The sequence below is a fragment of the Rhodococcus sp. BP-241 genome (assembly GCF_019836145.1).
In the GTDB taxonomy this organism is placed as follows: domain Bacteria; phylum Actinomycetota; class Actinomycetes; order Mycobacteriales; family Mycobacteriaceae; genus Rhodococcoides.
In genome coordinates this window covers 57613-78153 of the sequence record NZ_JABUEI010000011.1, presented here as the reverse complement: position 1 = coordinate 78153, position 20541 = coordinate 57613, and the positions used below count along the sequence as shown (strand labels likewise).

At 68.9% G+C, this 20541-nt stretch carries 22 protein-coding genes and 3 tRNA genes; 9 read left to right on the top strand and 16 right to left on the bottom strand.

Features of this window, described 5'->3' with window-relative positions:
* The first annotated feature begins 46 nt into the window (after nucleotides 1–46).
* A complete protein-coding gene (gene modA, locus HQ308_RS19090; protein WP_222626248.1) occupies nucleotides 47–805 on the top strand; it encodes a molybdate ABC transporter substrate-binding protein in 759 nt (252 codons plus the stop codon).
* Nucleotides 687–1568 (top strand): NAD(P)-binding domain-containing protein, encoded by an 882-nt coding sequence (locus HQ308_RS19085; RefSeq protein WP_308014337.1) that lies wholly within the window; start codon nucleotides 687–689, stop codon nucleotides 1566–1568. Before modA ends, HQ308_RS19085 begins: the two co-directional genes overlap by 119 nt.
* A gap of 6 nt (nucleotides 1569–1574) precedes the next feature.
* Here HQ308_RS19085 and HQ308_RS19080 read toward each other — a convergent pair whose 3' ends face one another.
* Genes HQ308_RS19080 through HQ308_RS19070 form a run of 3 tightly spaced genes read right to left on the bottom strand, consistent with a single transcriptional unit; the run spans nucleotide 1575 to nucleotide 4482 of the window.
* A complete protein-coding gene (locus HQ308_RS19080) occupies nucleotides 1575–2150 on the bottom strand; it encodes a DUF6518 family protein (RefSeq protein ID WP_222647523.1) in 576 nt (191 codons plus the stop codon).
* Entirely contained in the window at nucleotides 2135–2932 is a 798-nt protein-coding gene (locus tag HQ308_RS19075; protein ID WP_222647522.1) for an enoyl-CoA hydratase-related protein, read from the bottom strand. Before HQ308_RS19075 ends, HQ308_RS19080 begins: the two co-directional genes overlap by 16 nt.
* Nucleotides 2929–4482, bottom strand: coding sequence for an acetyl-CoA acetyltransferase (locus HQ308_RS19070; RefSeq protein ID WP_222647521.1), 1554 nt, complete (start codon nucleotides 4480–4482; stop codon nucleotides 2929–2931). Before HQ308_RS19070 ends, HQ308_RS19075 begins: the two co-directional genes overlap by 4 nt.
* Nucleotides 4483–4526: 44 nt before the next feature.
* Here HQ308_RS19070 and HQ308_RS19065 point away from each other — a divergent pair, with 44 nt between their 5' ends.
* On the top strand, nucleotides 4527–5138 hold the full coding sequence (locus tag HQ308_RS19065; protein WP_056443188.1) for a TetR/AcrR family transcriptional regulator: 612 nt from the start codon (nucleotides 4527–4529) through the stop codon (nucleotides 5136–5138).
* Here the strand turns inward: HQ308_RS19065 and HQ308_RS19060 are convergent.
* Nucleotides 5135–5986, bottom strand: a complete 852-nt coding sequence (locus tag HQ308_RS19060; protein WP_222626243.1) for an SDR family oxidoreductase — start codon at nucleotides 5984–5986, stop codon at nucleotides 5135–5137. The two genes, HQ308_RS19065 and HQ308_RS19060, sit on opposite strands and share 4 nt — an antisense overlap.
* Nucleotides 5987–6071: 85 nt before the next feature.
* On the opposite strand from HQ308_RS19060, the gene HQ308_RS19055 reads away from it, so the two are divergent.
* Nucleotides 6072–6965 carry an amidohydrolase family protein gene (locus tag HQ308_RS19055; RefSeq protein ID WP_308115824.1) on the top strand — a complete coding sequence of 298 codons (894 nt, stop codon included), beginning with the start codon at nucleotides 6072–6074 and terminating at the stop codon, nucleotides 6963–6965.
* Here HQ308_RS19055 and HQ308_RS19050 read toward each other — a convergent pair.
* Nucleotides 6943–7353, bottom strand: a complete 411-nt coding sequence (locus HQ308_RS19050; protein WP_027506581.1) for a VOC family protein — start codon at nucleotides 7351–7353, stop codon at nucleotides 6943–6945. The genes HQ308_RS19055 and HQ308_RS19050 overlap by 23 nt on opposite strands.
* A 110-nt stretch (nucleotides 7354–7463) precedes the next feature.
* On the opposite strand from HQ308_RS19050, the gene HQ308_RS19045 reads away from it, so the two are divergent.
* The 3 genes from HQ308_RS19045 to HQ308_RS19035 all read left to right on the top strand — a co-directional run bounded on the left by HQ308_RS19045 (nucleotide 7464) and on the right by HQ308_RS19035 (nucleotide 10019).
* The gene (locus HQ308_RS19045) at nucleotides 7464–8456 is read left to right on the top strand and encodes a YafY family protein (RefSeq protein ID WP_222647519.1); all 993 of its coding nucleotides are present in this window, start codon (nucleotides 7464–7466) and stop codon (nucleotides 8454–8456) included.
* Nucleotides 8453–9307, top strand: a complete 855-nt coding sequence (locus HQ308_RS19040; protein WP_222647518.1) for an LLM class flavin-dependent oxidoreductase — start codon at nucleotides 8453–8455, stop codon at nucleotides 9305–9307. Before HQ308_RS19045 ends, HQ308_RS19040 begins: the two co-directional genes overlap by 4 nt.
* A gap of 79 nt (nucleotides 9308–9386) precedes the next feature.
* Nucleotides 9387–10019: a dihydrofolate reductase family protein gene (locus HQ308_RS19035; RefSeq protein ID WP_222647517.1), complete on the top strand. Its 633-nt coding sequence runs from the start codon at nucleotides 9387–9389 to the stop codon at nucleotides 10017–10019.
* Between the two features lie 31 nt (nucleotides 10020–10050).
* Here the strand turns inward: HQ308_RS19035 and HQ308_RS19030 are convergent, their stop codons facing one another.
* The 7 genes from HQ308_RS19030 to HQ308_RS19000 all read right to left on the bottom strand — a co-directional run bounded on the left by HQ308_RS19030 (nucleotide 10051) and on the right by HQ308_RS19000 (nucleotide 14541).
* Nucleotides 10051–11424 (bottom strand): lipase family protein, encoded by a 1374-nt coding sequence (locus HQ308_RS19030; protein WP_222647516.1) that lies wholly within the window; start codon nucleotides 11422–11424, stop codon nucleotides 10051–10053.
* Between the two features lie 144 nt (nucleotides 11425–11568).
* Nucleotides 11569–12207: a TetR/AcrR family transcriptional regulator gene (locus HQ308_RS19025; protein WP_027506576.1), complete on the bottom strand. Its 639-nt coding sequence runs from the start codon at nucleotides 12205–12207 to the stop codon at nucleotides 11569–11571.
* A gap of 34 nt (nucleotides 12208–12241) precedes the next feature.
* Nucleotides 12242–12553 carry a DUF2834 domain-containing protein gene (locus HQ308_RS19020; RefSeq protein WP_051613569.1) on the bottom strand — a complete coding sequence of 104 codons (312 nt, stop codon included), beginning with the start codon at nucleotides 12551–12553 and terminating at the stop codon, nucleotides 12242–12244.
* A gap of 61 nt (nucleotides 12554–12614) precedes the next feature.
* On the bottom strand, nucleotides 12615–13403 hold the full coding sequence (locus HQ308_RS19015) for a crotonase/enoyl-CoA hydratase family protein (protein WP_285189619.1): 789 nt from the start codon (nucleotides 13401–13403) through the stop codon (nucleotides 12615–12617).
* A gap of 121 nt (nucleotides 13404–13524) precedes the next feature.
* Nucleotides 13525–13600: transfer RNA gene (locus HQ308_RS19010), tRNA-Arg, on the bottom strand.
* Between the two features lie 43 nt (nucleotides 13601–13643).
* Nucleotides 13644–13733: transfer RNA gene (locus tag HQ308_RS19005), tRNA-Ser, on the bottom strand.
* Nucleotides 13734–13827: 94 nt separating this feature from the next.
* Nucleotides 13828–14541 carry a dienelactone hydrolase family protein gene (locus HQ308_RS19000; protein WP_222633273.1) on the bottom strand — a complete coding sequence of 238 codons (714 nt, stop codon included), beginning with the start codon at nucleotides 14539–14541 and terminating at the stop codon, nucleotides 13828–13830.
* Between the two features lie 92 nt (nucleotides 14542–14633).
* On the opposite strand from HQ308_RS19000, the gene hisC reads away from it, so the two are divergent.
* Nucleotides 14634–15707 (top strand): histidinol-phosphate transaminase, encoded by a 1074-nt coding sequence (hisC, locus tag HQ308_RS18995; protein ID WP_222647515.1) that lies wholly within the window; start codon nucleotides 14634–14636, stop codon nucleotides 15705–15707.
* Nucleotides 15708–15801: 94 nt separating this feature from the next.
* On the opposite strand, the gene HQ308_RS18990 is transcribed toward hisC, so the two are convergent.
* A complete protein-coding gene (locus HQ308_RS18990) occupies nucleotides 15802–16818 on the bottom strand; it encodes an alpha/beta hydrolase family protein (protein WP_056443162.1) in 1017 nt (338 codons plus the stop codon).
* 544 nt (nucleotides 16819–17362) lie between these two features.
* Here HQ308_RS18990 and HQ308_RS18985 point away from each other — a divergent pair.
* Nucleotides 17363–18619 (top strand): CdaR family transcriptional regulator, encoded by a 1257-nt coding sequence (locus HQ308_RS18985; protein ID WP_261776324.1) that lies wholly within the window; start codon nucleotides 17363–17365, stop codon nucleotides 18617–18619.
* Between the two features lie 67 nt (nucleotides 18620–18686).
* Here the strand turns inward: HQ308_RS18985 and HQ308_RS18980 are convergent.
* The 3 genes from HQ308_RS18980 to HQ308_RS18970 all read right to left on the bottom strand — a co-directional run bounded on the left by HQ308_RS18980 (nucleotide 18687) and on the right by HQ308_RS18970 (nucleotide 20519).
* A tRNA-Ser gene (locus tag HQ308_RS18980) sits at nucleotides 18687–18776 on the bottom strand.
* A gap of 10 nt (nucleotides 18777–18786) precedes the next feature.
* Nucleotides 18787–19293, bottom strand: a complete 507-nt coding sequence (locus tag HQ308_RS18975; RefSeq protein ID WP_222633270.1) for a MarR family winged helix-turn-helix transcriptional regulator — start codon at nucleotides 19291–19293, stop codon at nucleotides 18787–18789.
* A 50-nt stretch (nucleotides 19294–19343) separates the two neighbouring features.
* Complete coding sequence (locus HQ308_RS18970) at nucleotides 19344–20519, bottom strand: alpha-hydroxy-acid oxidizing protein (protein WP_308115823.1); 1176 nt, start codon at nucleotides 20517–20519, stop codon at nucleotides 19344–19346.
* Between the last annotated feature and the right edge of the window lie 22 nt (nucleotides 20520–20541).

Genomic DNA, 20541 nt, shown 5'->3' with positions numbered 1-20541 from the left:
CCTATATGGTCTCCTTCGAACCGCATCTGCGGCGAAAGGAGCCGACATGGTGACGACGAGGATCGCAGTGCTGGGGTGCGCGGCGGTGGTGGCACTGTCGCTCACGGGGTGCTCCTCGCCCGGACCGGCCGAAGACGGCATCACCGTGTTCGCTGCCGCGTCGCTGAAGGCGTCGTTCACCGAGCTGGGTGAGCAGTTCGAGCAGACCCGCCCGGGTACCACCGTGACGTTCACGTTCGCGGGGTCGTCCGATCTGGTGTCCCAGTTGTCGCAGGGTGCGCCCGGGGACGTTCTGGCCTCGGCGGACACGATCACCATGGACAAGGCACGGGACGCCGAGTTGATCGACGGTGACCCGGTCACGTTCGCGACCAACACTCTGACGATCGTCACTCCGCCGGGCAACCCCGCCGGGATCGGCTCGTTCTCGGACCTGGCGACGTCCGGGGCCACGGTCGTCGTGTGCGCGCCGCAGGTTCCGTGCGGTGCCGCCACCGAGAAGATCGAGACGGCCGCCGGGGTGAGCCTCACCCCTGCCAGCGAGGAATCGTCCGTGACGGACGTTCTGGGCAAGGTCACGTCCGGTCAGGCCGATGCCGGCCTGGTCTACGTCACCGACGCGGCCGGCGCCGGTGACGCCGTCGTCACCGTGCCGTTCCCGGAGGCGTCGGGCGCGGTGAACTCCTATCCCATCGCCGCACTGGCCGACTCCGGCGCACCGGACATCGCGAGCGCCTTCGTCGACTTCGTCTCCGGTCCCGACGGACGGAAGGTGCTGGCCGACGCCGGGTTCGGCGCGCCCTGAGAGACCGCCGCTGCGCCGAGGATCCGCCGCCACGGGGGAATCATTCCCGCGCGGACGGGGTTGGCCGAACGAGACGTTCGTTGCACGACCGAAGGAGAAGCACGTGAAGATCGGCATCATCGGAGCAGGCGACATCGGCGGAACCCTGACCCGACGGCTGCGCGCCGTGGGCCACGAGGTTGCCGTCGCCAACTCTCGGGATCCGGAGACCCTCGCGGATCTGGCGTCCGAGACCGGCGCCACCGCGGTCTGGGCGAAGGACGCCGCGACCGACGCGGATCTCGTCATCGTCAGCATCCCGCAGAAGAACACGCCGGACCTCGCGTCCGGCATCCTCTCGGCCCGCAAGCCCGGTGCTCCCGTGATCGAGACGAACAACTACTACCCGCAGCAGCGGGACGGCAAGATCGACGCGATCGAGGACGGCACACCGGAGAGCGTGTGGGTCTCGGAACTACTGGGCGAGCCGGTCGTGAAGGCATTCAACGGAATCTGGTGGAAGCACCTCCTGAACAAGGGCGTCCCGGCCGGCACCGAGGGCCGCATCGCGCTGCCGATCGCCGGCGACGATGCCGACGCCAAGAAGATCGTGTCCGCCGTCATCGACGAGATCGGCTTCGACGTCGTCGACGCCGGATCGTTGGCCGACTCCTGGCGCCAGCAGCCGGGTACACCCGTGTACGGCAAGGACTTCGGAGTCGACGCGACGGTCGATGCGCTGGCGCAGGCGACCCCGGAACGCACCGCGGAGTGGAAGGCCTGACACCCCTCAGGTGGTGAGCACCGCGTCGTAGGCCCAGTAGGCGCCGAACAGCGCACCCGCCACCGCGGCGGCACCGAGTCCCGCACGGACTCGTGTCGCCGCGGTGCGGCAACACGCCGTCACGAGGATGCCCGCCAGCGCGGCTTCCACGAACCAGTGCGGACCGCCGACCACGACAGTCCCGTACACGGCCTCACCGAGCACGATCCCCGCCATGACCACCGTCCCGCTCACACGGCGGTCACGCCCGACAGCAGCACCGGCTGCGCCGCACACCGCCCCCGCACCGAGTCCGACGAGGACGAAGACCAGCACTTCCCGCACGGTGATCACGTTCGGCGACAGCAGGATCCACACAAGGACGAGCGCGAGCATCGACGCGACTCCGACTGCCACACCGCGTCCGTGCGGCGACCGGGCCGCCACCGCGAACGGCACCAAGCCCCACAGCGCACTCGTGTTCACGAGCGCATCCCACGGCGGCGGCACGATGGTGAACAGAACCACGAGGGCCACACCCGCAGCGGACCCGAGCGCGGCCGCCGCGACGAGACGTCGTGCGCCGATCAGCGCCCCGTCCACCGGGGTTCGCGCTTCTCCATGAACGCCATGATCCCCTCGACCGTGTCGGAGGACGTGGACAACTGCGCGAGCGCGCGGTCGGTCTCCTCCCATGCGGCCGCTTCGGACGGGATGCGCCCGTCGACGATGCCCCGGGCGATGACCTTGCTGGCGCGGATCGCGAGAGGCGCTCCCGCCGCGATGGTCTCCGCCAACCGAAGCGCCGTGTCGAGAACGGCGTCCGGTTCCACCACACGATTGACGAGTCCCCACCGCGCCGCGTCGTCCGCACTCATGGGCTCACCGGTGAGGATCAGTTCCATCGCGATCGCTCGCGGGATCGCGTCGACCAGCCGGAAGAGTCCGCCCGCTCCCGCGATCAGGCCGCGATGCACCTCAGGAAGCCCGAATCGTGCAGCGGTGGAGGCGATCACGACATCACCGGACAGCGCGATCTCGGTCCCACCGCCGAGTGCGTTCCCGGTGACCGCGACGACGATCGGCGTGGAGATCGGGTGCCTGGTGACTCCGGCGAAGCCCCAGTGTGCCGTCTCCGGAGGGGTCACGCCGTCGGGACCCCGCGTGCCGAGTGCCTTCAGATCGGCTCCGCCGCAGAAGGTGCCGGAGCCCGCCGCCGTGAGCACGACGGCACGGATCGACTCGTCGCCGTCCGCCAGTTCCCACGCCTCGCCCAGCAGGGTGTGCACCTCTGCGTTCACGCTGTTGGCCGCGGCGGGGCGGTTCAACGTCACCAGCAGCACGTGTCCGCGGCGTTCCGTGAGAACCACGTCCTGATCGCTCATGCCCGTACTCCCCTGCCGTTCGCCGTGATCGAGTCGAGGGTGATGTCCAGGTTCCCGCCCTCGTCCACCACGTCGATCGTGAGGCCGACCGGTGAGACGTCGCGGTCGGTGACCACTCGATGAAGCGCCGCCGCGGCGTCCGCCCCGGTACGACCGGCGATGCGGTCACCCTCGGGTGTGCGGGCGATGACGAGCGCCTGTTCCGGTTCCCCGCCGCGCCCGAACATGACAGTCGCCGTCTCGACGATCGCGCGACCGCTGTGGCCGTGCGTCACGGGTACCGCTGTCGCCGACACGCTCACCGCATCGGGGTTCCCGACGTATCCGGCCTCGTGCGGATCGGTCGACAACAGGATGGTGTGCTGGTGGGTGAGGTAGCCGCCGTTCGCATGCACCATCGCGATCGCCGGAGCGCGTCCGCCGCGGGACTGTCGCAGCAGCCGGGTCGATTCCGCGACCGCGTGCAACGAGTAGCTGCTGAGCGGCCCACCGAAGAACGAGTGGCCGCCCAGGACCGTGGGAGTGGCATCCGACGACAGTCCCAGCTCGTCCATCAACAGGAGAGGGACGACGGGAAAGCAGCTGTAGGCATCGACGAAGGTGAGATCGGCACCCGCGACACCCGCCGCGGCGAGGGTGGTGCGCACCGCCGCTCGGAGCGCCGGTGAATGATCGAAGGTGCTGCGCGCCATAATGTCCAGGGCATCGGACGCACCGGCGCCGCCCCACAGGTACACGATGCGGTCCTCGTCCACCCCGGCCGCGCGCGCTGCCGCCAGCGAACACACCAGCACCGCGGCGGCCTGGTCGACGAACGGCATGGCGTTCATGGCGAGGGGATAGCAGTCGGACACCGCGCGGTTCGACGCGTCCACGCCGGCGATGTCGTCGGGCGACCGCTCGACCGGACTCCACGCGACCGGATGTCGCGCCGCGACAGCGGAGAACCGCGAGTACAGCTCTGCCGACGCCGTCAGTGACTCGCTGGGTCGCAGACCGAGACGGTCGGCCCGAGCGCGGTCGAACAGCGGATAGATCTGGACGGGGGCGAGGATGCCCGCTCGCTGCATCTCGGCGCTGCCGAGGTCGTCCGGTGCGAAGGTCGGCGGGCCGCCCGGTGCGACGGCCCAGCCGAGCTCGACGGGATCCGTTCCGGCTTTCGTCAGTGCTCGCACGGATGCCTGCGTCTCGCCGCCGACGACGAGTGCCACGGAGCTGCGACCGGCGGCGATGTCGTGCCCCACTCGGTCCATCAGGCGCGCGGGGTGGTGACCGCCGATGGTGCTGGTGGACCGCGTCGGCGCGGATGCCCCCAGCCGTGCTGCGATCAGAGCCGGGAGATCGTCGTAGTTCCAGCTCGTCGTGCGCACGGCGTGGATCGCGTCCACCGCGGCGCCGAGCGCCGACGTTCCGCTGTCGTCGAGCGCAGCACGGACCGCGCGCAGCACGAGCTCCATCGGCTCCACGGGGTCGGCCGCAGCGCCGGCGCTGCCGGACACGACATCGCCCACGCCCACGACGACCGGGATGCGGTCTGCTTCCTGTGACATGGAATCACCTTATTACAGACACCAGTTGTCTGTAATCTGATGGCATGGAGTCGACCGACGGCACGGCGCGACGGGGGCGGCCACGCGACCCCGCCATGGAATCGCGGGTGTACGACGCCGTCGTGGACGTGTACTGGCGCACCGGGTGGGCGGGATTCACCATCGATGCCGTCGCCAAGAGCGGTGGCGTGGGCCGCGCGGCGATCTACCGTCGGTGGCCCACCAAGGAGGCACTCCTCACCGGGGCTCTGGAGACCGTGCTCCCCCTCGTCGACCCCATCGACACCGGCACCCTGACAGGCGATCTCACGGAACTGGCTCGTCAACTCCTGCGGGGCTACCGAGACTCCTCGGGGCTCATCGCCGTGCGCGTGGCCCTCGACGCCCGCGTGTATCCCGATCTGCTCGAGGCGCTGACCGCCACCATCAGCACGAGCAGATTCGTCGCGACCCGAGACATCGTCCGCCGCGCCGTGTCCCGCGGCGAGTTACCGGAACACGTGCGGACCACACTGCTGCTCGAGATGCTCACGGGCGCCGTTCTGAGCCGAGTGTTGTTCGCACACGATGCGACCGAGGCGCCGTCCGCCGCCACCGCGGACGACGCGTACATCGACGGACTGGTCGACGCGGTGCTGGCGAGCGTGCGCCGCTAGCGCGTCGACTCGGGAGCGGACGACTGCCCGCGCGCCCTGTCCTCGTACGCGCGACGCCGTTCCGCGTCCACGTCGCCGAGGAAGATCTGCTCGGATCCGAAACGGCGACTGACGAACTCACCGAGTCGGCGCGGCATGAAGCGCTGGCTGACGACGATCGCGCCGGCCGAGGCCGGGATGCGCACCTTGGGTCGTGGCTTCTCGACGAGCCGGACCACCGCCTGCGCGATGTCCTCGGGTTCGGCCTTCTTCATGAAGGGCACGTCTCTCGTTCCCGCCGTGAGTTCGGTGTTGACGAACCACGGCAGGACCAGGGAGAACTCGACGCCCGAGGATCGGTACTCCACCCTCGCCGCCTCGGTGAACGCGATGACCGCAGACTTGCTGGCGCAGTAGGTGGCCAGGCCTGGCGCCACCGTCTCACCCGCCATCGAGGCGATGGAGACGACGTGTCCGCGCCGTCTCGGCACCATGCGGTGCAGCGCCGACTTGGTGCCGATGATGACGCCGTGCACGTTCACGTCCATGATTCGGCGCGCCACCGCGTCCGGCTCGTCGGTCAGAGCCCCGACCGGCATGATCCCGGCGTTGTTGACCAGGACGTCGACGGGGCCCAACTCACGCTCGACGCGGTCGAGGAAGGCGTCGAAGGACGCCGGGTCCGTGACGTCCAGTGCTCCGTGCAGGTGCACCCGCGCGGACTCGGCCCCGGCGGCGAGGGCGTCCGCGTCCACGTCCCCGATCGCCACCCTGGCGCCGGCGGCGACGAGCGCGCGCGCCGTCGCGAGGCCGATTCCCCGTGCGCCACCGGTGATGGCGATGACTCGTCCCTGCAGTGATCCCGTCATCGTCTTATTACAGACACGCAGTGTCCGCAAAGTCAAGGGTCCGGAGTGCCGTCGCGGCCGCCCCGGCGATGCGAGGATCGATCCCGTGCAGAACCGTGACGACGACATCCGCCGGGTCCACCGAGTGCTCGACGACCTCCGCCTCGAGTCACTGGTGGACGTGCACACGCATTTCATGCCGCACAGCGTTCTGGTCAAGGTGTGGAACTACTTCGACTCCGTGGACGACCGCCTCGGTACCGCGTGGCCGATCGAGTACCGCGTGGACGAGGACGAACGCACCGACCTGCTGCGCAGGTACCGGGTAGGGACGTTCACGTCCCTGCTGTACCCGCACAAGCCCGGCATGGCGGAGTGGTTGAACGGGTGGGCCGCGGAGTTCGCGGACCGGACACCCGACTGTGTACGCACCGCCACCTTTCACCCCGAACCGGACGCTGCTCGGTACGTCCGTACCGCCGTCGAGGACGGGGTCGGAGTGATGAAATGCCATGTGCAGGTAGGGAACATCGACGTCCACGATCCGTACCTGGACGACGTGTGGGCGGTTCTCGACGACGCCGCCGTACCCGTCGTCATCCACTGCGGATCGGGACCCGAACCCGGTCGCCACACCGGACCGGACCCGATCCGCGCACTACTGCACCGCTTTCCGACACTCACCCTGCTGATCGCACACATGGGTATGCCCGAGTACGAGGACTTCCTCACCCTGGCCGAGACGTTCGACAACGTCGGGCTCGACACCACGATGGTGTTCACCGATTTCACCGAACAGCTCGCGCCCTACCCGCGATCGGCGTTGCCGCGCCTGCGCGACCTGCAGGACAAGATCGTGTTCGGCAGCGACTTCCCCAACATCCCCTACTCGTACGCGCACGCGGTCGAGAGCGTGGTCGGCCTCGGACTCGGTGACGACTGGTCCCGCGCTGTGCTGCACGACAACTGGGCCCGGTTCAGCCGCCGTACGGCACCATGACGTCGATGATCCAGACGACACCGAAGCGGTCGGTGAGTTTGCCGTACAGCGGGGAGAACACCGACGGACCGAGTTCCACCTCGACGGTCGACCCCGCGGCGAGCGCCGTCCAGTAGCCGGTGATCGCGTCGGCGTCGGTGCTGCGCAACGAGAAGTAGAAGGCGTTGCGGCCCGCGTCCCGCACGAGGTCGTGCTGCACGTCGTAGGCCATCACGTGGAAGCCGTCCGGCGAGGAGACCTGGCCCCACACCACCTGGTCGGCCTGATCGGGGCTCGTGTCGCCGTACGGGACCACGACGAGATCGCCGCCGAACACCGAGTGGTAGTACTCGAGCGCGGCGCGCGCGTGGCCGTCGAAGTTCAGATGCAGGGTGCTGGTCACGGTCATGGGGTTCTCCTCGTGGGTGGTCTCTCGCGGGCGGCGATCACCGCCTGCAGACCCACTGTGTCGGTCGAAGCGGCCAGTTTCTGTCCGCTACTTCGGGCAGTATCGGCGGCATGCCCGCACCCTCGTCACGCATGCTCACGCTGCTGTCGTTGCTGCAGCACCGACGGGACTGGCCGGGCGAGGAACTGGCTCGGCGACTCGAGGTGAGTCCGCGCACCGTCCGGAGGGACGTCGACCGGCTCCGCGAGCTGGGGTACGCGGTGTCGTCCGTGAAGGGGCCCGACGGGGGCTATCGCCTGGACGCGGGCGCCGACCTTCCGCCTCTGCTCTTCGACGACGACCAGGCGGTGGCACTCGCCGTCGCCCTCGGCGGTGCCACGTCACTCGGCGTGGACGTGGCCGAGCCTGCCGCCCGAGCTCTCGCCACCGTGCGTCAGGTGCTCCCGAGCAGGTTGCGCCACAGACTCGACCGCGTGGCGACGACGCCTCCGCCCGAGTCCGCGCCCCTGGTCGACAGCCGAACACTGCTGGCGGTCGCCGGTGCGGTCGGCACCGAGGCACTGCGGTTCGCGTACACGTCCCCCTCGTCCGAACCCTCGTCGCGACACGTCGAGCCCTACGGCGTCGTGACCGCGCGGGCGCGGTGGTACCTGGTGGCATGGGATCTGGCGCGCGACGACTGGCGCATCTTCCGACTCGATCGCATGGTGCTGCGCCCACCGACCGGCCGACGCTTCACACCGCGGCCCGTCCCGGGCGGCTCCGCCGGTCGCCTGCTCCAGGCGCGACTCCGCGGATCGGAGACGGGTACCTGGCCCTGCGTCGGCGAGGCGGTCGTCCGTCTGCCGGCCGAGGCGCTGCGGCCGTTCCTCACCGAGTCGGACGAGTCCGTGGAACACGTCGACGCAGAGCGGTGCCGCGTGACGGTCGGCTCGTGGTCGTGGGTCGCCGTGGCCGCGTCCCTCGCACGGTTCGACGCGGACCTCGAGGACGTCTCCCCGCCCGATCTCGTGACGGCGATGGCCACGGTCGCGGCACGTCTCGGCCCCGAACGAACCGACGCGCCCCCGGCGGGCGCTCGATCTGCTACGACTGACTCGTGACGAGACTCGGCATCGTGTTCACCCCCGCCCACGACCCTGCCCGGCTGATCACGGCCGCACGCGCCGCGGAGAAGGCGGGACTCCACGAGTTCTGGCTGTGGGAGGACTGTTTCAGCCACGGTGGGCTGACGACCGCGGCCACAGTGCTGGCGAGCACCGAGCGCATCCAGGTCGGCCTCGGACTCATGCCCGCGCCGCTGCGCAACGTCGCGCTGTGCGCCATGGAGGTCGCGTCGCTGCATCGACTGTTCCCCGGCCGGTTCCTCGCCGGTGCCGGACACGGCGTGCAGCACTGGATGGGGCAGGTCGGCGCCCGCGTCGCGTCTCCGATGACATTGCTGGACGAGTACTCGACCGCTCTGCAGGCGCTGCTGCGCGGGGAGGAGGTCACCGTCGACGGCCGGTACGTCTCCCTCGATGCCGTGCAGCTGCAGTGGCCGGCGCCCGACGAACCGTTCTTTCTCGGCGGTACCGGTCCGAAGACGCTGCGCTACGCGGCATCCCACTCGGACGGCACCTTGTTCGCGGCCGCGATGTCGGACGACGAGCTGGCCGCCTCGTGTGCCGAGGTGAGCGCAGCGCGGCGCTCCGCCGACCATCGCGTCATCGCGCCTCGACTGGTGGCGGTGGGCGCCGGCGCGGACGACCGCATTCGCGACGAGGTCGCGCGCTGGGGCAAGTCCGATACGAGCGGGCTCGCGGTCACCGGCGGCGCGGCGGAGGTGGCGGACGAGGTCGCCCGCCTGGGGCACCTCGGCATCACGACGGTCGTCGCCCACCCCACCGACGACGAGCCCGATCTCGAGGGGTTGATCGAGGTGCTCGGTCAGACGGCTGCAGCACTCCGGTAGCCGGTCGCGACAGCCCTCCGCGATGACTTCCGCACCGCTCGGTGGTCCATCTCGTCACACGCAACCGAGGAGTGACGCCATGGGAACGATCACCATCGAGATGTTCGCGACGCTCGACCTCGTCGGGCAAGCTCCCGGCGGACCCGACGAGGACCCGGACGGGTTCCCGTTCGGCGGCTGGCAGGCGCCGCTGATCGACGACGTCACCGGCGCTCAGATCGATGCGGCCTACCGCGGCACCGATGCGCTCCTGCTCGGGCGACGGACGTACGACATCTTCGCGTCGTACTGGCCGCATCAGCAGGGCGGACCGGACGACGGCATCGCGAGTCTCTTCAACGGGATTCCCAAGTACGTCGCCTCGCGCGATCCGCGCACGCTCGACTGGGCCGGATCCTCGGTACTGGGCCCGGATCTACCGACCGCAGTGCGCGAGATCCGAGAGCGGCATCAGGACATCAAGGTCGTGGGCAGTCTGGACCTGGTGCAGACGCTGCTGCGGGAGCGGTTGTTCGACCGCCTCGACCTGTGGCTGCACCCCATCGTGCTGGGTGTCGGAAAGACGGTGTTCGACACCGGCGCTCTGCCGACGAGCCTCGCCCTCGTGGCCCCACCGCAGGCGAGCCCCGGTGGCACCGTGTTCCTGCAGTACGCGCTGGCGGACGGCACGCCGACGACCGGTGACATGGGCGCTCCGGACCGGGGACTCTGACCGGCCCGTCGCGGGCGTCACACGAGGTGCCTCATCCCCCGATCGGCTTCCCGAACAGACCCGCGACGATCTCGCCCACAGCATCGACCCAGACGGGATAGGTGCGCTCGTCCAGTGCCATGGACCCGACGTCGGCGGTACGGCAACCGGGCTCCACAGGTACACCGGCGAACCGATCACGCATCCACAGAACGGCACTCGGGAACGCGATCACCTCCAGCGACAGGTGTTCGCTGAAGTGGTCGCGGGTGTAGGTGACGTTCGCTCCGGGCCGACTGCAGTACGCGTCGACCATCCCGTTCACCGGCCCGACGGGAACCAACCAGTCCGGGTTCGAGTGGTAGACGTAGATCGGCATGGTCGGCGTAGTGCCACCGAGGTTCAGCGCGTCCAGGGACTTCTTCACCACCGGCTGCTCCAACGGATCCCCCTCGGTCCGCAGGAAACCCTTCAGGTTCAGGAACGGCAGGAGGGCAGAGGTGTACCCCACGCACAGGTTGTCCTTGGCCGCGAAGAGGGCCCGACCCGCGGGATCGATGTGTTCGTCCACGAATCGCGCCAAGTCGGGGTCTTCACGGCTGGCGCCGATGATGCCGGCCGCAACGATGCCGGATCCGAGCGCGTTGTTCGCGTTGTTCACCAGGGCGGCGAGCTCGGCGGGGGTGCCGCCCTCCGTGGCGCCGACGATGCTCAGCTCCGGGGCGTAGGTCCCGGCGAGTTCGGCGGCGTGTCCGGTGGCGATCGCTCCGCCCGAGTAGCCGCTCATCCCGACCTTCGTGTCCACCCCGGACAGTCCCATCGGAGCGAAACTCTCCGCCGCCCGGATGCCGTCGAGCGTGATGCGTCCGGCGACCGGACCGGCGGCGAACGCGTTGTTCGGCCCCTGATGGTCCGGAACCGACACCGCCCAGCCCTGGGCCAGCGCTGCCTGCACTTCGAGGAACTGCACGCCGGACGTCACGGCACCCGTCAGAGGCCACGGGATCGCACCCTGGCGCATGACGTACGACGGCGCGCAGTACGCGGCCAGTGAGTCCTCGGCCATCTGCACCGAGAGCAGCGGACGCGGAGCCGAGGCGGCGCCGCGCGGGGTGATGACGGTGGTCACCGCCGGGATCGGCTCGCCCCGGCCGTTGTTCGACCGGTACGACAACTGCCAGGCGTCGACCTGCGTCGGGATCAGATTCAGCGTGGCCAGGTCCACGGGACGCGCGGCGATGATCTCTCCCGGTGCGGCGGCGGCGACCACGGCGTCGGGCGGCAGGTAGAAGTCGGTGTCGAACTCAGGGATCGCGGGGAAGGTGACGGGCGCCGCGGACACGGGCGTGACCACCGTCGCGGACACCGCCACGGCGGCCACCACCACCGCAAGTGCGTACGAAGGACGGAACCGACGAGCGGACATCGATCTCACTCTTTCTGCGCCGAGCCTCGACAGCTGTCGTATGTGCGCCCGGCAACAGTGTTCAGCACATCCAACATGTTGGACACGCGTGTCCATGATTGTGATCAGGACTGTAGAGCGTTGTGGGCTGGATAACAATCCCCGCTATCGATCGAGGTCAGGAACGAACGCGCCGAGGACGGCGATCATCGTCTGGACGATCCCGTCCACGCGTGGCCGGGGCGGCGGGGTGCGCGACCAGTCCGACACCAACTCGGTGAGCGCCCCGAGGAAGGCCGTGGCGGCGAGCCGGTGACCGCCCGGCGGGACGAAGTCGGCGCCGATCTCGGCACGGAGCGTCGCCTCGATGAACTCGGCCCAGGTCGCGCGGCGCCTGCTGCGGTGCTGCTCGACGTCGTCACTCACCCCGACCATCTCGAGGTACGAGATGCGTGCCCGACGTGGGTCCCGTCCCAACGACTCGATCAGCGCGGTCATCGCGGCGACGACGAGCGCTCGTCGGGTGCGGTCCGTCGCGTCGGCGAGCGCGGCGACGACCGCGGCGAGGGCATCGTCCTGCACGAGGTCGTACACGGCGACGAGCAGCGTCTCGCGATTGGCGAACTCGCTGTAGAACTGGCTGCGTGCCAGACCCGCGGCCGAGCAGATGTCGGCGACGGACGTCGCGGCGTACCCCTTGTCGCCGATCACCTCGATGCCGGCCTGCAGGAACCGTCGTCGCCGGTCGGCACGTCGATCCGTCATCGACCGTCCGCCGTAGACGCGATCCACGTCCTCTGCCACGCGAGAACCCTATCGAAGCGGCTCTCGTCGATCGTCAGCCCGCGAGTCGGACGGTCCGCGCTCGCACGGCGAGGAAGAACGGGATCGCCGAGCCGATACCCACACCGAACGTGAGGAGCACCGTGACCAGCCACCACCGGACGATGCCGAGTCGCCGCGCCTCGGGCAACGCCCAGACGTGGAAGGCGATCACCACGAGGATGAGATCCACCATCGCGAACCGTCCGGGCACGGTGGACCAGATCTTCCCGACGAAGAAGTCGGCGGCGGATCGTGTCCCGTGCTTCCGGACGTAGGGCAGGGCGATCGCGTTCTGCGCGACACCCGCCACTGCCGCGAGTGCCATGAGTCTTCGTTCGTCCGACGTCGTCACCGATGCTCCGTTCGTGGTGTGAATCTGATGAGTATCACCTGCCGGTGAAGGTGGCCTGCCGTCTCTCGACGAACGACAGCATCCCCTCGGCCGCGTCGGCCGTCGAGAACAGTGCCCGGATGCCGGGGAGCAGCTGCGCCGCCGCGGCGGCGTCCCCCTCGATCAGGCTGCGATGAGCGGACTCCAGCGTGGCCCGCACACCGAGCGGCGCAGCGGACTCCGCGATGCGGTGTGCGAGCTCGATCGCGCGCTCGATCGCCGCGGCGGGATTCGCACAGACCTCCTGCACGAGCCCGATGCGACGAGCCTCCTCGGCATCGAACTCGTCTCCGGTGAGCATCCACCGCATGGCGTTCCCCCAGCCGGTCTCGCGAGGAAACCGCAGGGTCGCCCCGCCGAACGGGTAGATACCGCGCTGAACTTCCATCTGAGAGAAACGCGTTCCGGCTGCGGCGACCCGGATGTCGGACGCCAGCAGCAGTTCGATGCCGAGCGTCATGCACCATCCGTGCACCGCCGCCACCACCGGAGTGGTCCACGTTCCGTCGAGGCGCCACGGATCCCGCCCACCCTCAGCGAACGGCAGACGATCGCCCGTCAGATGCTGGGCGACGTCCACGAGATCGAGACCGGCGGTGAAGTGCTCACCGTGAGCGAAGAGGAGTCCGGCACGGAGGTCGTCGTCCGCCTCCAACATTCCGTACGCCGTGGACAGCTCGCGGATCATGTCGGTGGTGAAGGAGTTCCGCTTCGACGGCCTGTTCAGCCCGATGTGCAGGACGTGCCCACGCGGTTCGACGGTGATCGTCTGGAACTCGGTCACGACACACTCCCCCTGTGGCGGGCCGGAACCCGGTTATATGTTCCATCGCATAGTACACAGAGGTGCCGGACCCGTACATGCAGAAAGCCGGCACCAGGATGATCCTGGTACCGGCTCTCTGTGGTGCGCCCGAAGGGATTCGAACCCCTAACCTCCTGATCCGTAGTCAGGTGCTCTATCCGTTGAGCTACGGGCGCATGCTGTGGTGCTGTTCAGTTGTCCTCCGACCGAAGTCGAAAGTGGCGGAGGCGAGAGGATTTGAACCTCCGGACCCGGTGAAGGGTCAAGTCATTAGCAGTGACTCCCATTCGGCCGCTCTGGCACGCCTCCTGGACCTCTTTCGAGGGCACCGGTCCTTGCGAACCGCCGAGAAGGAAGATTACACACGCCCCGGAGTAGACGCAAAACGGCTGGTGGGGCGGTCTTATCGGAGATGACTGTCGAACCAGTCGAAGATGCGACGCTGGGCGTCGACGATCGCCTCCTCGCCGGCCGACTCCTCCGACACGGCGGATCCCTCGTCCGCACGATGCTCGACACCGGCGTAACTGACGACGAGCGTGGCGACGGACGCCTTCGACACGGCCTCCTGCAACTGCTCCACGTGCTCCACGGGAGTGCGGACGTCGTCGCGTCCGTAGAGACCGAGCCAGGGCGCCTTGAGGGATGCCGCCGCGTCGACGAGAGCGAGCGCATCCGTGGTCAGCGCCTCGACGATGCCGGGAGCAGCGACACTCACCGCCGCACCGATGGCTCGATCGGTGGCCACCAGGGCGGCTGCGGTTCCGGCGTCGTCGAATCCGATGACGCCGATGCAGTCCGTCGGGACGCCCCGGCTCTGCAGCCAGTCGACGGTGGCGTCGAAGTCCTCGAACAACGGCGTGCCGAACACCTCGTCGTCGCCCGCTGCCCGGTGGAACAGGTGCGGCGCCGCAACCAACCAGCCGTCGGCGGCGAGGGACCGCATGAACTCGAGCAGGGCCTGCGGGAGCTCGCGCGCCTCGTGCAACACCACGATGCCGCCGCGAGCCCTGCTGTCAGGCTCGAACGCGGTGAGCGGCACGCGATCGAGCGTGGCGGTGTCCGCACCCTCGTCGCGGGGGCGGATGGGCGCAGTGTCCTCGATGAGACCCGACATGGCTCCACGGTAATGGCACACAATGGCGAAAGCGAGGGTCGAGCGAGAGCCGCGACCACACTGTGTCCGACCGCCGCGCATAATCGGTGATCGTGACCCCACGCACGCGCCCCGACCTCGATGCCATCCCCGGTTACCTACCCGGTCGTTCGTTCCCGGGCGCGATCAAACTCGCCAGCAACGAGACCACGGCCGGCCCGCTGCCCAGCGTTCGCGAGGCCATCGCCGAGGCGGCGGCCGGAGTGAACCGCTATCCCGACAACCAGTCGACAGTCCTGGTCGAGGCGCTCGCGGACTTCCTCGACGTCCCGGCCACCACCATCGCCGTCGGCTGCGGATCGGTCGCGCTGTGCCAGGAGCTGGTCCAGGTCACCTGCAACGCCGGGGACGAGGTCGTCTTCGGCTGGCGCTCGTTCGAGGCCTACCCCATCGTCTCGCTCGTCGCCGGCGCCACCGCCGTGCGTGTGCCGCTCACTCACGACGACGTGCACGACCTCGACGCGATGGCCGCAGCGGTGACGGACAAGACCCGTCTCATGTTCGTGTGCAACCCGAACAACCCGACGGGCACCGTGGTGGACCCCGCCGACCTCGAACGGTTCCTCGACGCGATCCCCGACCACATCGTCGTGGTGCTGGACGAGGCCTACTTCGAGTACACCGACCGCGCGATCGACGGCGTGGAGATCGGACGAACCCGGCCCAACGTGGTGGTGCTGCGGACGTTCTCGAAGGCCTACGGCCTCGCCGGACTGCGGGTGGGGTACGCCGTCGGAGCACCGTCGATCATCACGTCGATGAAGAAGGTGCACACCGCGTTCAGCGTGAGCAGTGTCGCGCAGAGTGGCGCCGTCGCGTCGCTCGCGGCCTCGGACGAACTCCTCGCACGTACGGCAGTCGTGACGGCCGAGCGGTCGCGCCTCCGTGACTCGTTGCGCGACATGGGGTTCCAGGTGCCCGAGTCGTCCGCGAACTTCGTGTGGATCCCGCTGGGGGCGGAGTCGGGAGACTTCTCCGCAGCGTCCACCGAGGCCGGTGTCATCGTGCGGGCGTACGGGGACGACGGCGTACGCGTGACCGTGGGCGACCCACACGAGAACGATGCGTTCCTCGCGTTCGCCGCGTCGGCTGCCGAGCAGTTCGCCGGGGCCACGGCCTCGCGATAGGACCCGCGTGCGCACGCGGTGCGTGAGGCGCACACCCTCCGCAGCCGGCGGGAGAGGGTGTGCGGTCGACGGAGCGGGTGTACGCCCCCGACAGCTACAAGCCGAGCGCCCTGGCCACGACGGGCCACGAGTTGTGCATCTCGTCCTGCCAGTAGCGCCAGGAGTGCGTGCCGTACGGCTTGAACACGATGGTCGCCGGGACACCCGCCGCGCGCAGCGTGTCGGCGAAGCCGGTGGTGCAGATGTTCGCGGCGGCCTCGAGGGGGCCGCCCACGGTCAGCGCGTCGATGATCTCCTCACCGAAACCGCCACCCGCCTCGTACGGTCCGGGGAATCCGTTGCCCGTCGACAGGTACACCTGCTTGCCGCGGAGCGTCTCGACGCGGGTACTCGGATCGTTCTCGGCCCACAGCGGATCCGCGTTCGTACCCCACATGTTGGTGGCGTCGCCCCCGGTGGACCCGACGGTGGCACGCACCGCGTTCTTCGTCTCGTTGGAGCGGTTGTCGTAGCAACCGCTGAATCCGGCGATGCCCGTGTACAGATCGGGATGCTTGGTCAGCAGGTTCATCGCGCCCTGTGCGCCCATCGACAGACCCATCAGCGCATTGACGCCGTTGCCGTCGAAGCGGGCATCGATCAACGGGGGCAGTTCCGACGTCAGGAACGTCTCCCACTTGTTGACTCCGAGCACGGGATCGGGCTGGGCCCAGTCGGCGTAGTAGGCACCGCGTCCCCCGACGGGAAGGACGATGTTGGCGGCCTTGTCCGAGAAGAACGAGACCGCGTCCGTCTTCTGCGTCCACGTGCTCTCCGTGTAGCCGGACTCCTCGCCCGCACTGACCCCGTCCAGCATGTACAGCGACGGACGCGGTACCGATCGATCGGCGGGCAGTAACACCTGCACCTGGATCTCGCGGTTCATCGACGAGGAGAACACCGACATGACGGCCCGGCGATCGGTCGCCATGGTCACCGAGACGACGCGAGTGGGTGACGACGCGTCCACGGCCGGCGTCGGGACGCCCGGCTGCGCACCCGCCACCGGCGCGGAGCCGAGAAGCGTCAGCGCGGTGAGGCACCCCGCGGCGAGCAGAGCGGGACGTCGCATCGACAGACCTTTCGTCCGATGTGGCTCGCGCGGAGCCACCGGTGAACAGAGAGACACGACGCGCGGAACGTCCCGCGCGCCCGGGGGAACGCGTACCAACTTACTTGCCGGTAGGTACGCCACCTTCAGGTCCAAAGGACTGCTCGACGTCCTGTCTGCGGTCACAAGAACCGGCGACGAGGACACCGAGACCGGGAACCGTGCCGAAAGCGTACCGCGAGACGGTGGACGACACGTGAACCGGACTTGGAGGCATCACCCACGTGTGTGACATTTCATGAAGTGGGTCACCGTCAATTGTGTGAAAGCAAGATGGAACTAGGTGAAAACGCGACTTGTTTTGCCTCAACAGGCGTCATGCAGGGGTGTCATCGCAGGTCACAGCGGTTGGCCTGACAACGGGAACAGACACCGCAGTGGGCCTGAGCGCATACCGTGGCTCTCGAATAGGTATCTCGAAACAATCTCGGGACCCGTTAATGATTGTTACGGTACCCCGAGAACATGCACGACTGACATGAACTACACAGTCATGGGGGGATCGATGACCACACCGAAGACAGCTCCGAAGCCGCTTCCGGGACACATGGAAGCGGGCCTGATCGCCGGCACCCGTACAAACTCTCTGGCGATGAGCGATCTGCGAGGGGTGGCGCGTCATCTGGTCGATCACTTCCAGGCCAACACCCCCTGCGGAACGCTCCCCGGGGAGCTCCTGCACGGCGACGTCACCGAGGTCACCGTCAAGTGCCTGGGTCTCGCCGTCCGCATGCTCGAATCGGGCAAGACGCCGTCGGACAAGGACCTCGCCAACGTCCACGACGCGGCCGCTCGCTGGGCTCGCGAGGGGGTGCCGCTGCGCTCGATCCTGCGCGCCTATCACGACGGATTCCGCTTCGGCCTCACTCTCGTCAGCCGTGACGCCAAGGCGCAGAACATCGAAAACGTCACCGACAACTCGCTCGTCCTGGTGAGCCTCCTCGAGGCCGTCACCACCGAGGTGTCCATGGCGTACGTGGAGGAGTACCGCTCCGTCGCGTCCGAGCACCACACCGCCACGCACACTCTGGTGACCACGTTGCTCAGCGGCGGTCAGAACGCCCTGTCCACCGCTCAGCAGTGCGGTATCGACCTCGCCGACGAGTACCTCGTCATCGCGCTGCACTTCCCGCAGCATCCCGACGAGGCGAACCCCGTCGTCGATCGCACCGTGTCCGCACGGCGCAAGCTGCGCCGCATCCAGGCGGAACTCGCGACCATGTGCGGCAAGTCGCCGCTGGCCCTGCTCAGCACCGACGGCGGCACCGTGCTCCTGCCCGCACCGCGCGAACGCGAGTGGGTGGACACCCTCGTCGAGCGACTCTCCCGCGCCGGCGAGATCCCGATCACCGCCACGATGACGTCGGCCGAGCGCGAGGACATCCCCGGTGCTGCCGAGCACGTCTACGAACTGCTCTCGCTCACACGGCAACTCGGCCGACCGGCCGGGATGTACCGCACCGAGGACCTGGTGCTCGAATACCAGCTCACCCGTCCGGGCCGCGGCCGGGAACAGCTGCTCCGCGCTCTCAAGCCCCTCGACGACGCGCCCGAACTGCTCGACACGCTGACGTCGTACATCGGTCACGAACTCAACCGCCAGCGCACCGCGCGACACCTGTTCGTGCACGCCAACACCGTCGACTACCGCCTCAAGCGCATCGGCCAGCTCACCGGCATCGATCCCAGCGTGCCCTCGGGACTGCGCTACCTGCAGGCCGCCATCGTGGCCCGCGGACTCGCCGCCGCGAAGCAGAAGTAACGCGGCACCGACCGACACGAACGCCCCCTCCGGACGGAGGGGGCGTTCGTCGTCGATCACATCGCACTGGCGGAAGCGGAGGGATTTGAACCCCCGGACGCTTTCACACGTCTCTCGCTTTCAAGGCGAGTGCATTGGGCCGCTCTGCCACGCTTCCGCGATCGATACTAGTGGTCTCCCGTGAGCAGTCGTCGATCGACCTTCTCGAACACCTCGGCCATCGTCGCGAGTTCGTCGGCCGTGAGCAGATCGATCAGGCATCGCCGTACCGCGGCGACGTGCGACGGTGCCGCTGCCGCCAGGCGGGCGCGTCCGTCGTCCGTGATGACGGCCAGGACACCACGCCCGTCCTCGTCGCAGGTGTCTCGAACGACCAAGCCCTGCTCCTGCATTCGGCGGATCTGGTGCGTGAGCCGGCTCCTCGACGAGAGCACGCCGTCGGCGAGCAGACTCATCCGCAGCGAACCGTCGGGAGCCTCGCTCAGTCGCACCAGGATGCGGTACTCGGCCAGGGTCAGACCTTCTCGCGTGTGCAGGTCGCGGTTCAGGGTGTCCATGAGGCGGTAGTCGGCATCGATGAACGCGCGCCACGCGCGGGCCTCCGCCTCGTTCAACCAGGCCACCGGCGGGGCCGCGGTCTGTGACTCCTCGGGACGCGCACTGTGAACGACCATGACGGAAGGCTAGACCGAGGTGACCCCCGCGCGTGCCGACCTGCGCATCTTCAGGACCGGTACAGAATCGACCCGTCCACCTCGGTGACCGACGACAGCCCGGCCAGTCCCATGGTGATGTCGAGGTCGCCCAGCAGGCACCGCAGCGCATGGACGACACCCTCCCGGCCCGCGAGTCCCAGGCCGTACACCCACGGCCGCCCGTAGAACACCGCGTCGGCGCCGAGGGCCAGCGCGACCACCACGTCGGCGCCGGAGCGGACACCGGAATCGAGCAGCACGGTCGCGTGATCGCCGACGGCCGCGGCGACGGGTTCGAGCGCGTCGAGCGCGGCGATCGAGTTGTCCACCTGTCGCCCACCGTGATTGGAGACGACGACGCCGTCGGCACCCGCGTCGACGACGGCACGGGCGTCGTCGGGGTGCAGGATCCCCTTGACCACGACGGGCAGATGCGTCCACTCACGCACCCGCGCGACGTCGGACGGGCGGAGCGTGTGGTTGCCGAACATGCCGACCCAGGTGAGCACCGCGATCTGCAGCGCCTCGGCACTCTCCTCGGGAGGCGACACCAGGCGTGAGCGAAAGACCGGATCGGACAGGTAGTTCGCGATGCCCTCGGCGCGGAGGAAGGGCAGATGACCGAGCGTGAGATCGCGCGGACGCCACCCGATGCCGGGGGTGTCCGCCGTGACGACGATGACCTTCGCTCCCGCCGCGGTGGCACGACGCACCAGTGACTCCGCGACGCCGTCGTCCGACGGCCAGTACAGCTGGTACCACCAGTTCTCGCCGGACTCCGCCGCGACGTCCTCGAGCGGAGTGGACGACGCGGTGGACAGCACCGAGCCGATCCCCAGCTCGGCGGCGGCCGACCCGACGGCGGGTTCCGCCGCGGGGTGCACCATGCCGAGGACGCCGATGGGCGCGGTGAGCACCGGTGCGGCGAGGGTGGTCCCCAGCACGGTCACCGACAGGTCGCGGGCGTCCGGTGCGCTGGCCCCGCGCCACATCCGGGGAACGATCCTGCGGGCGGCGAACGCGTCGACGTTCCCACGCGCCGTGCGTTCCGTGGACGCACTACCGGCGATGTACGCGAAGGCGGCCGCGGACAGCGTCTCGCGCGCCCGCTCCTCGAGACCGTCGGCCGTCATCGGCAGGTCGGGGGTCGTGCCGCCGAGCCCGGTCAGGTAGATCTCGTTCTGGAAGTTGCCGAAAGTGCTCACACGCAAACGCTAGCGAACGCGC

What these genes read in the sequence shown, in the direction of transcription:
- HQ308_RS19030 (WP_222647516.1), bottom strand. Translation starts at nt 11,424, where the DNA reads ATGTCCGCTCGTCGGTTCCGTCCTTCGTACGCACTTGCGGTGGTGGTG.
- HQ308_RS18985 (WP_261776324.1), top strand. Translation starts at nt 17,363, where the DNA reads ATGACCACACCGAAGACAGCTCCGAAGCCGCTTCCGGGACACATGGAA.
- HQ308_RS19070 (WP_222647521.1), bottom strand. Translation starts at nt 4,482, where the DNA reads ATGTCACAGGAAGCAGACCGCATCCCGGTCGTCGTGGGCGTGGGCGAT.
- HQ308_RS19060 (WP_222626243.1), bottom strand. Translation starts at nt 5,986, where the DNA reads ATGACGGGATCACTGCAGGGACGAGTCATCGCCATCACCGGTGGCGCA.
- HQ308_RS19035 (WP_222647517.1), top strand. Translation starts at nt 9,387, where the DNA reads ATGGGAACGATCACCATCGAGATGTTCGCGACGCTCGACCTCGTCGGG.
- modA (WP_222626248.1), top strand. Translation starts at nt 47, where the DNA reads ATGGTGACGACGAGGATCGCAGTGCTGGGGTGCGCGGCGGTGGTGGCA.
- HQ308_RS19050 (WP_027506581.1), bottom strand. Translation starts at nt 7,353, where the DNA reads ATGACCGTGACCAGCACCCTGCATCTGAACTTCGACGGCCACGCGCGC.
- HQ308_RS18990 (WP_056443162.1), bottom strand. Translation starts at nt 16,818, where the DNA reads ATGCGACGTCCCGCTCTGCTCGCCGCGGGGTGCCTCACCGCGCTGACG.
- HQ308_RS18975 (WP_222633270.1), bottom strand. Translation starts at nt 19,293, where the DNA reads ATGGTCGTTCACAGTGCGCGTCCCGAGGAGTCACAGACCGCGGCCCCG.
- HQ308_RS19065 (WP_056443188.1), top strand. Translation starts at nt 4,527, where the DNA reads ATGGAGTCGACCGACGGCACGGCGCGACGGGGGCGGCCACGCGACCCC.
- HQ308_RS19020 (WP_051613569.1), bottom strand. Translation starts at nt 12,553, where the DNA reads ATGGCACTCGCGGCAGTGGCGGGTGTCGCGCAGAACGCGATCGCCCTG.
- HQ308_RS19045 (WP_222647519.1), top strand. Translation starts at nt 7,464, where the DNA reads ATGCCCGCACCCTCGTCACGCATGCTCACGCTGCTGTCGTTGCTGCAG.
- HQ308_RS19000 (WP_222633273.1), bottom strand. Translation starts at nt 14,541, where the DNA reads ATGTCGGGTCTCATCGAGGACACTGCGCCCATCCGCCCCCGCGACGAG.
- HQ308_RS19075 (WP_222647522.1), bottom strand. Translation starts at nt 2,932, where the DNA reads ATGAGCGATCAGGACGTGGTTCTCACGGAACGCCGCGGACACGTGCTG.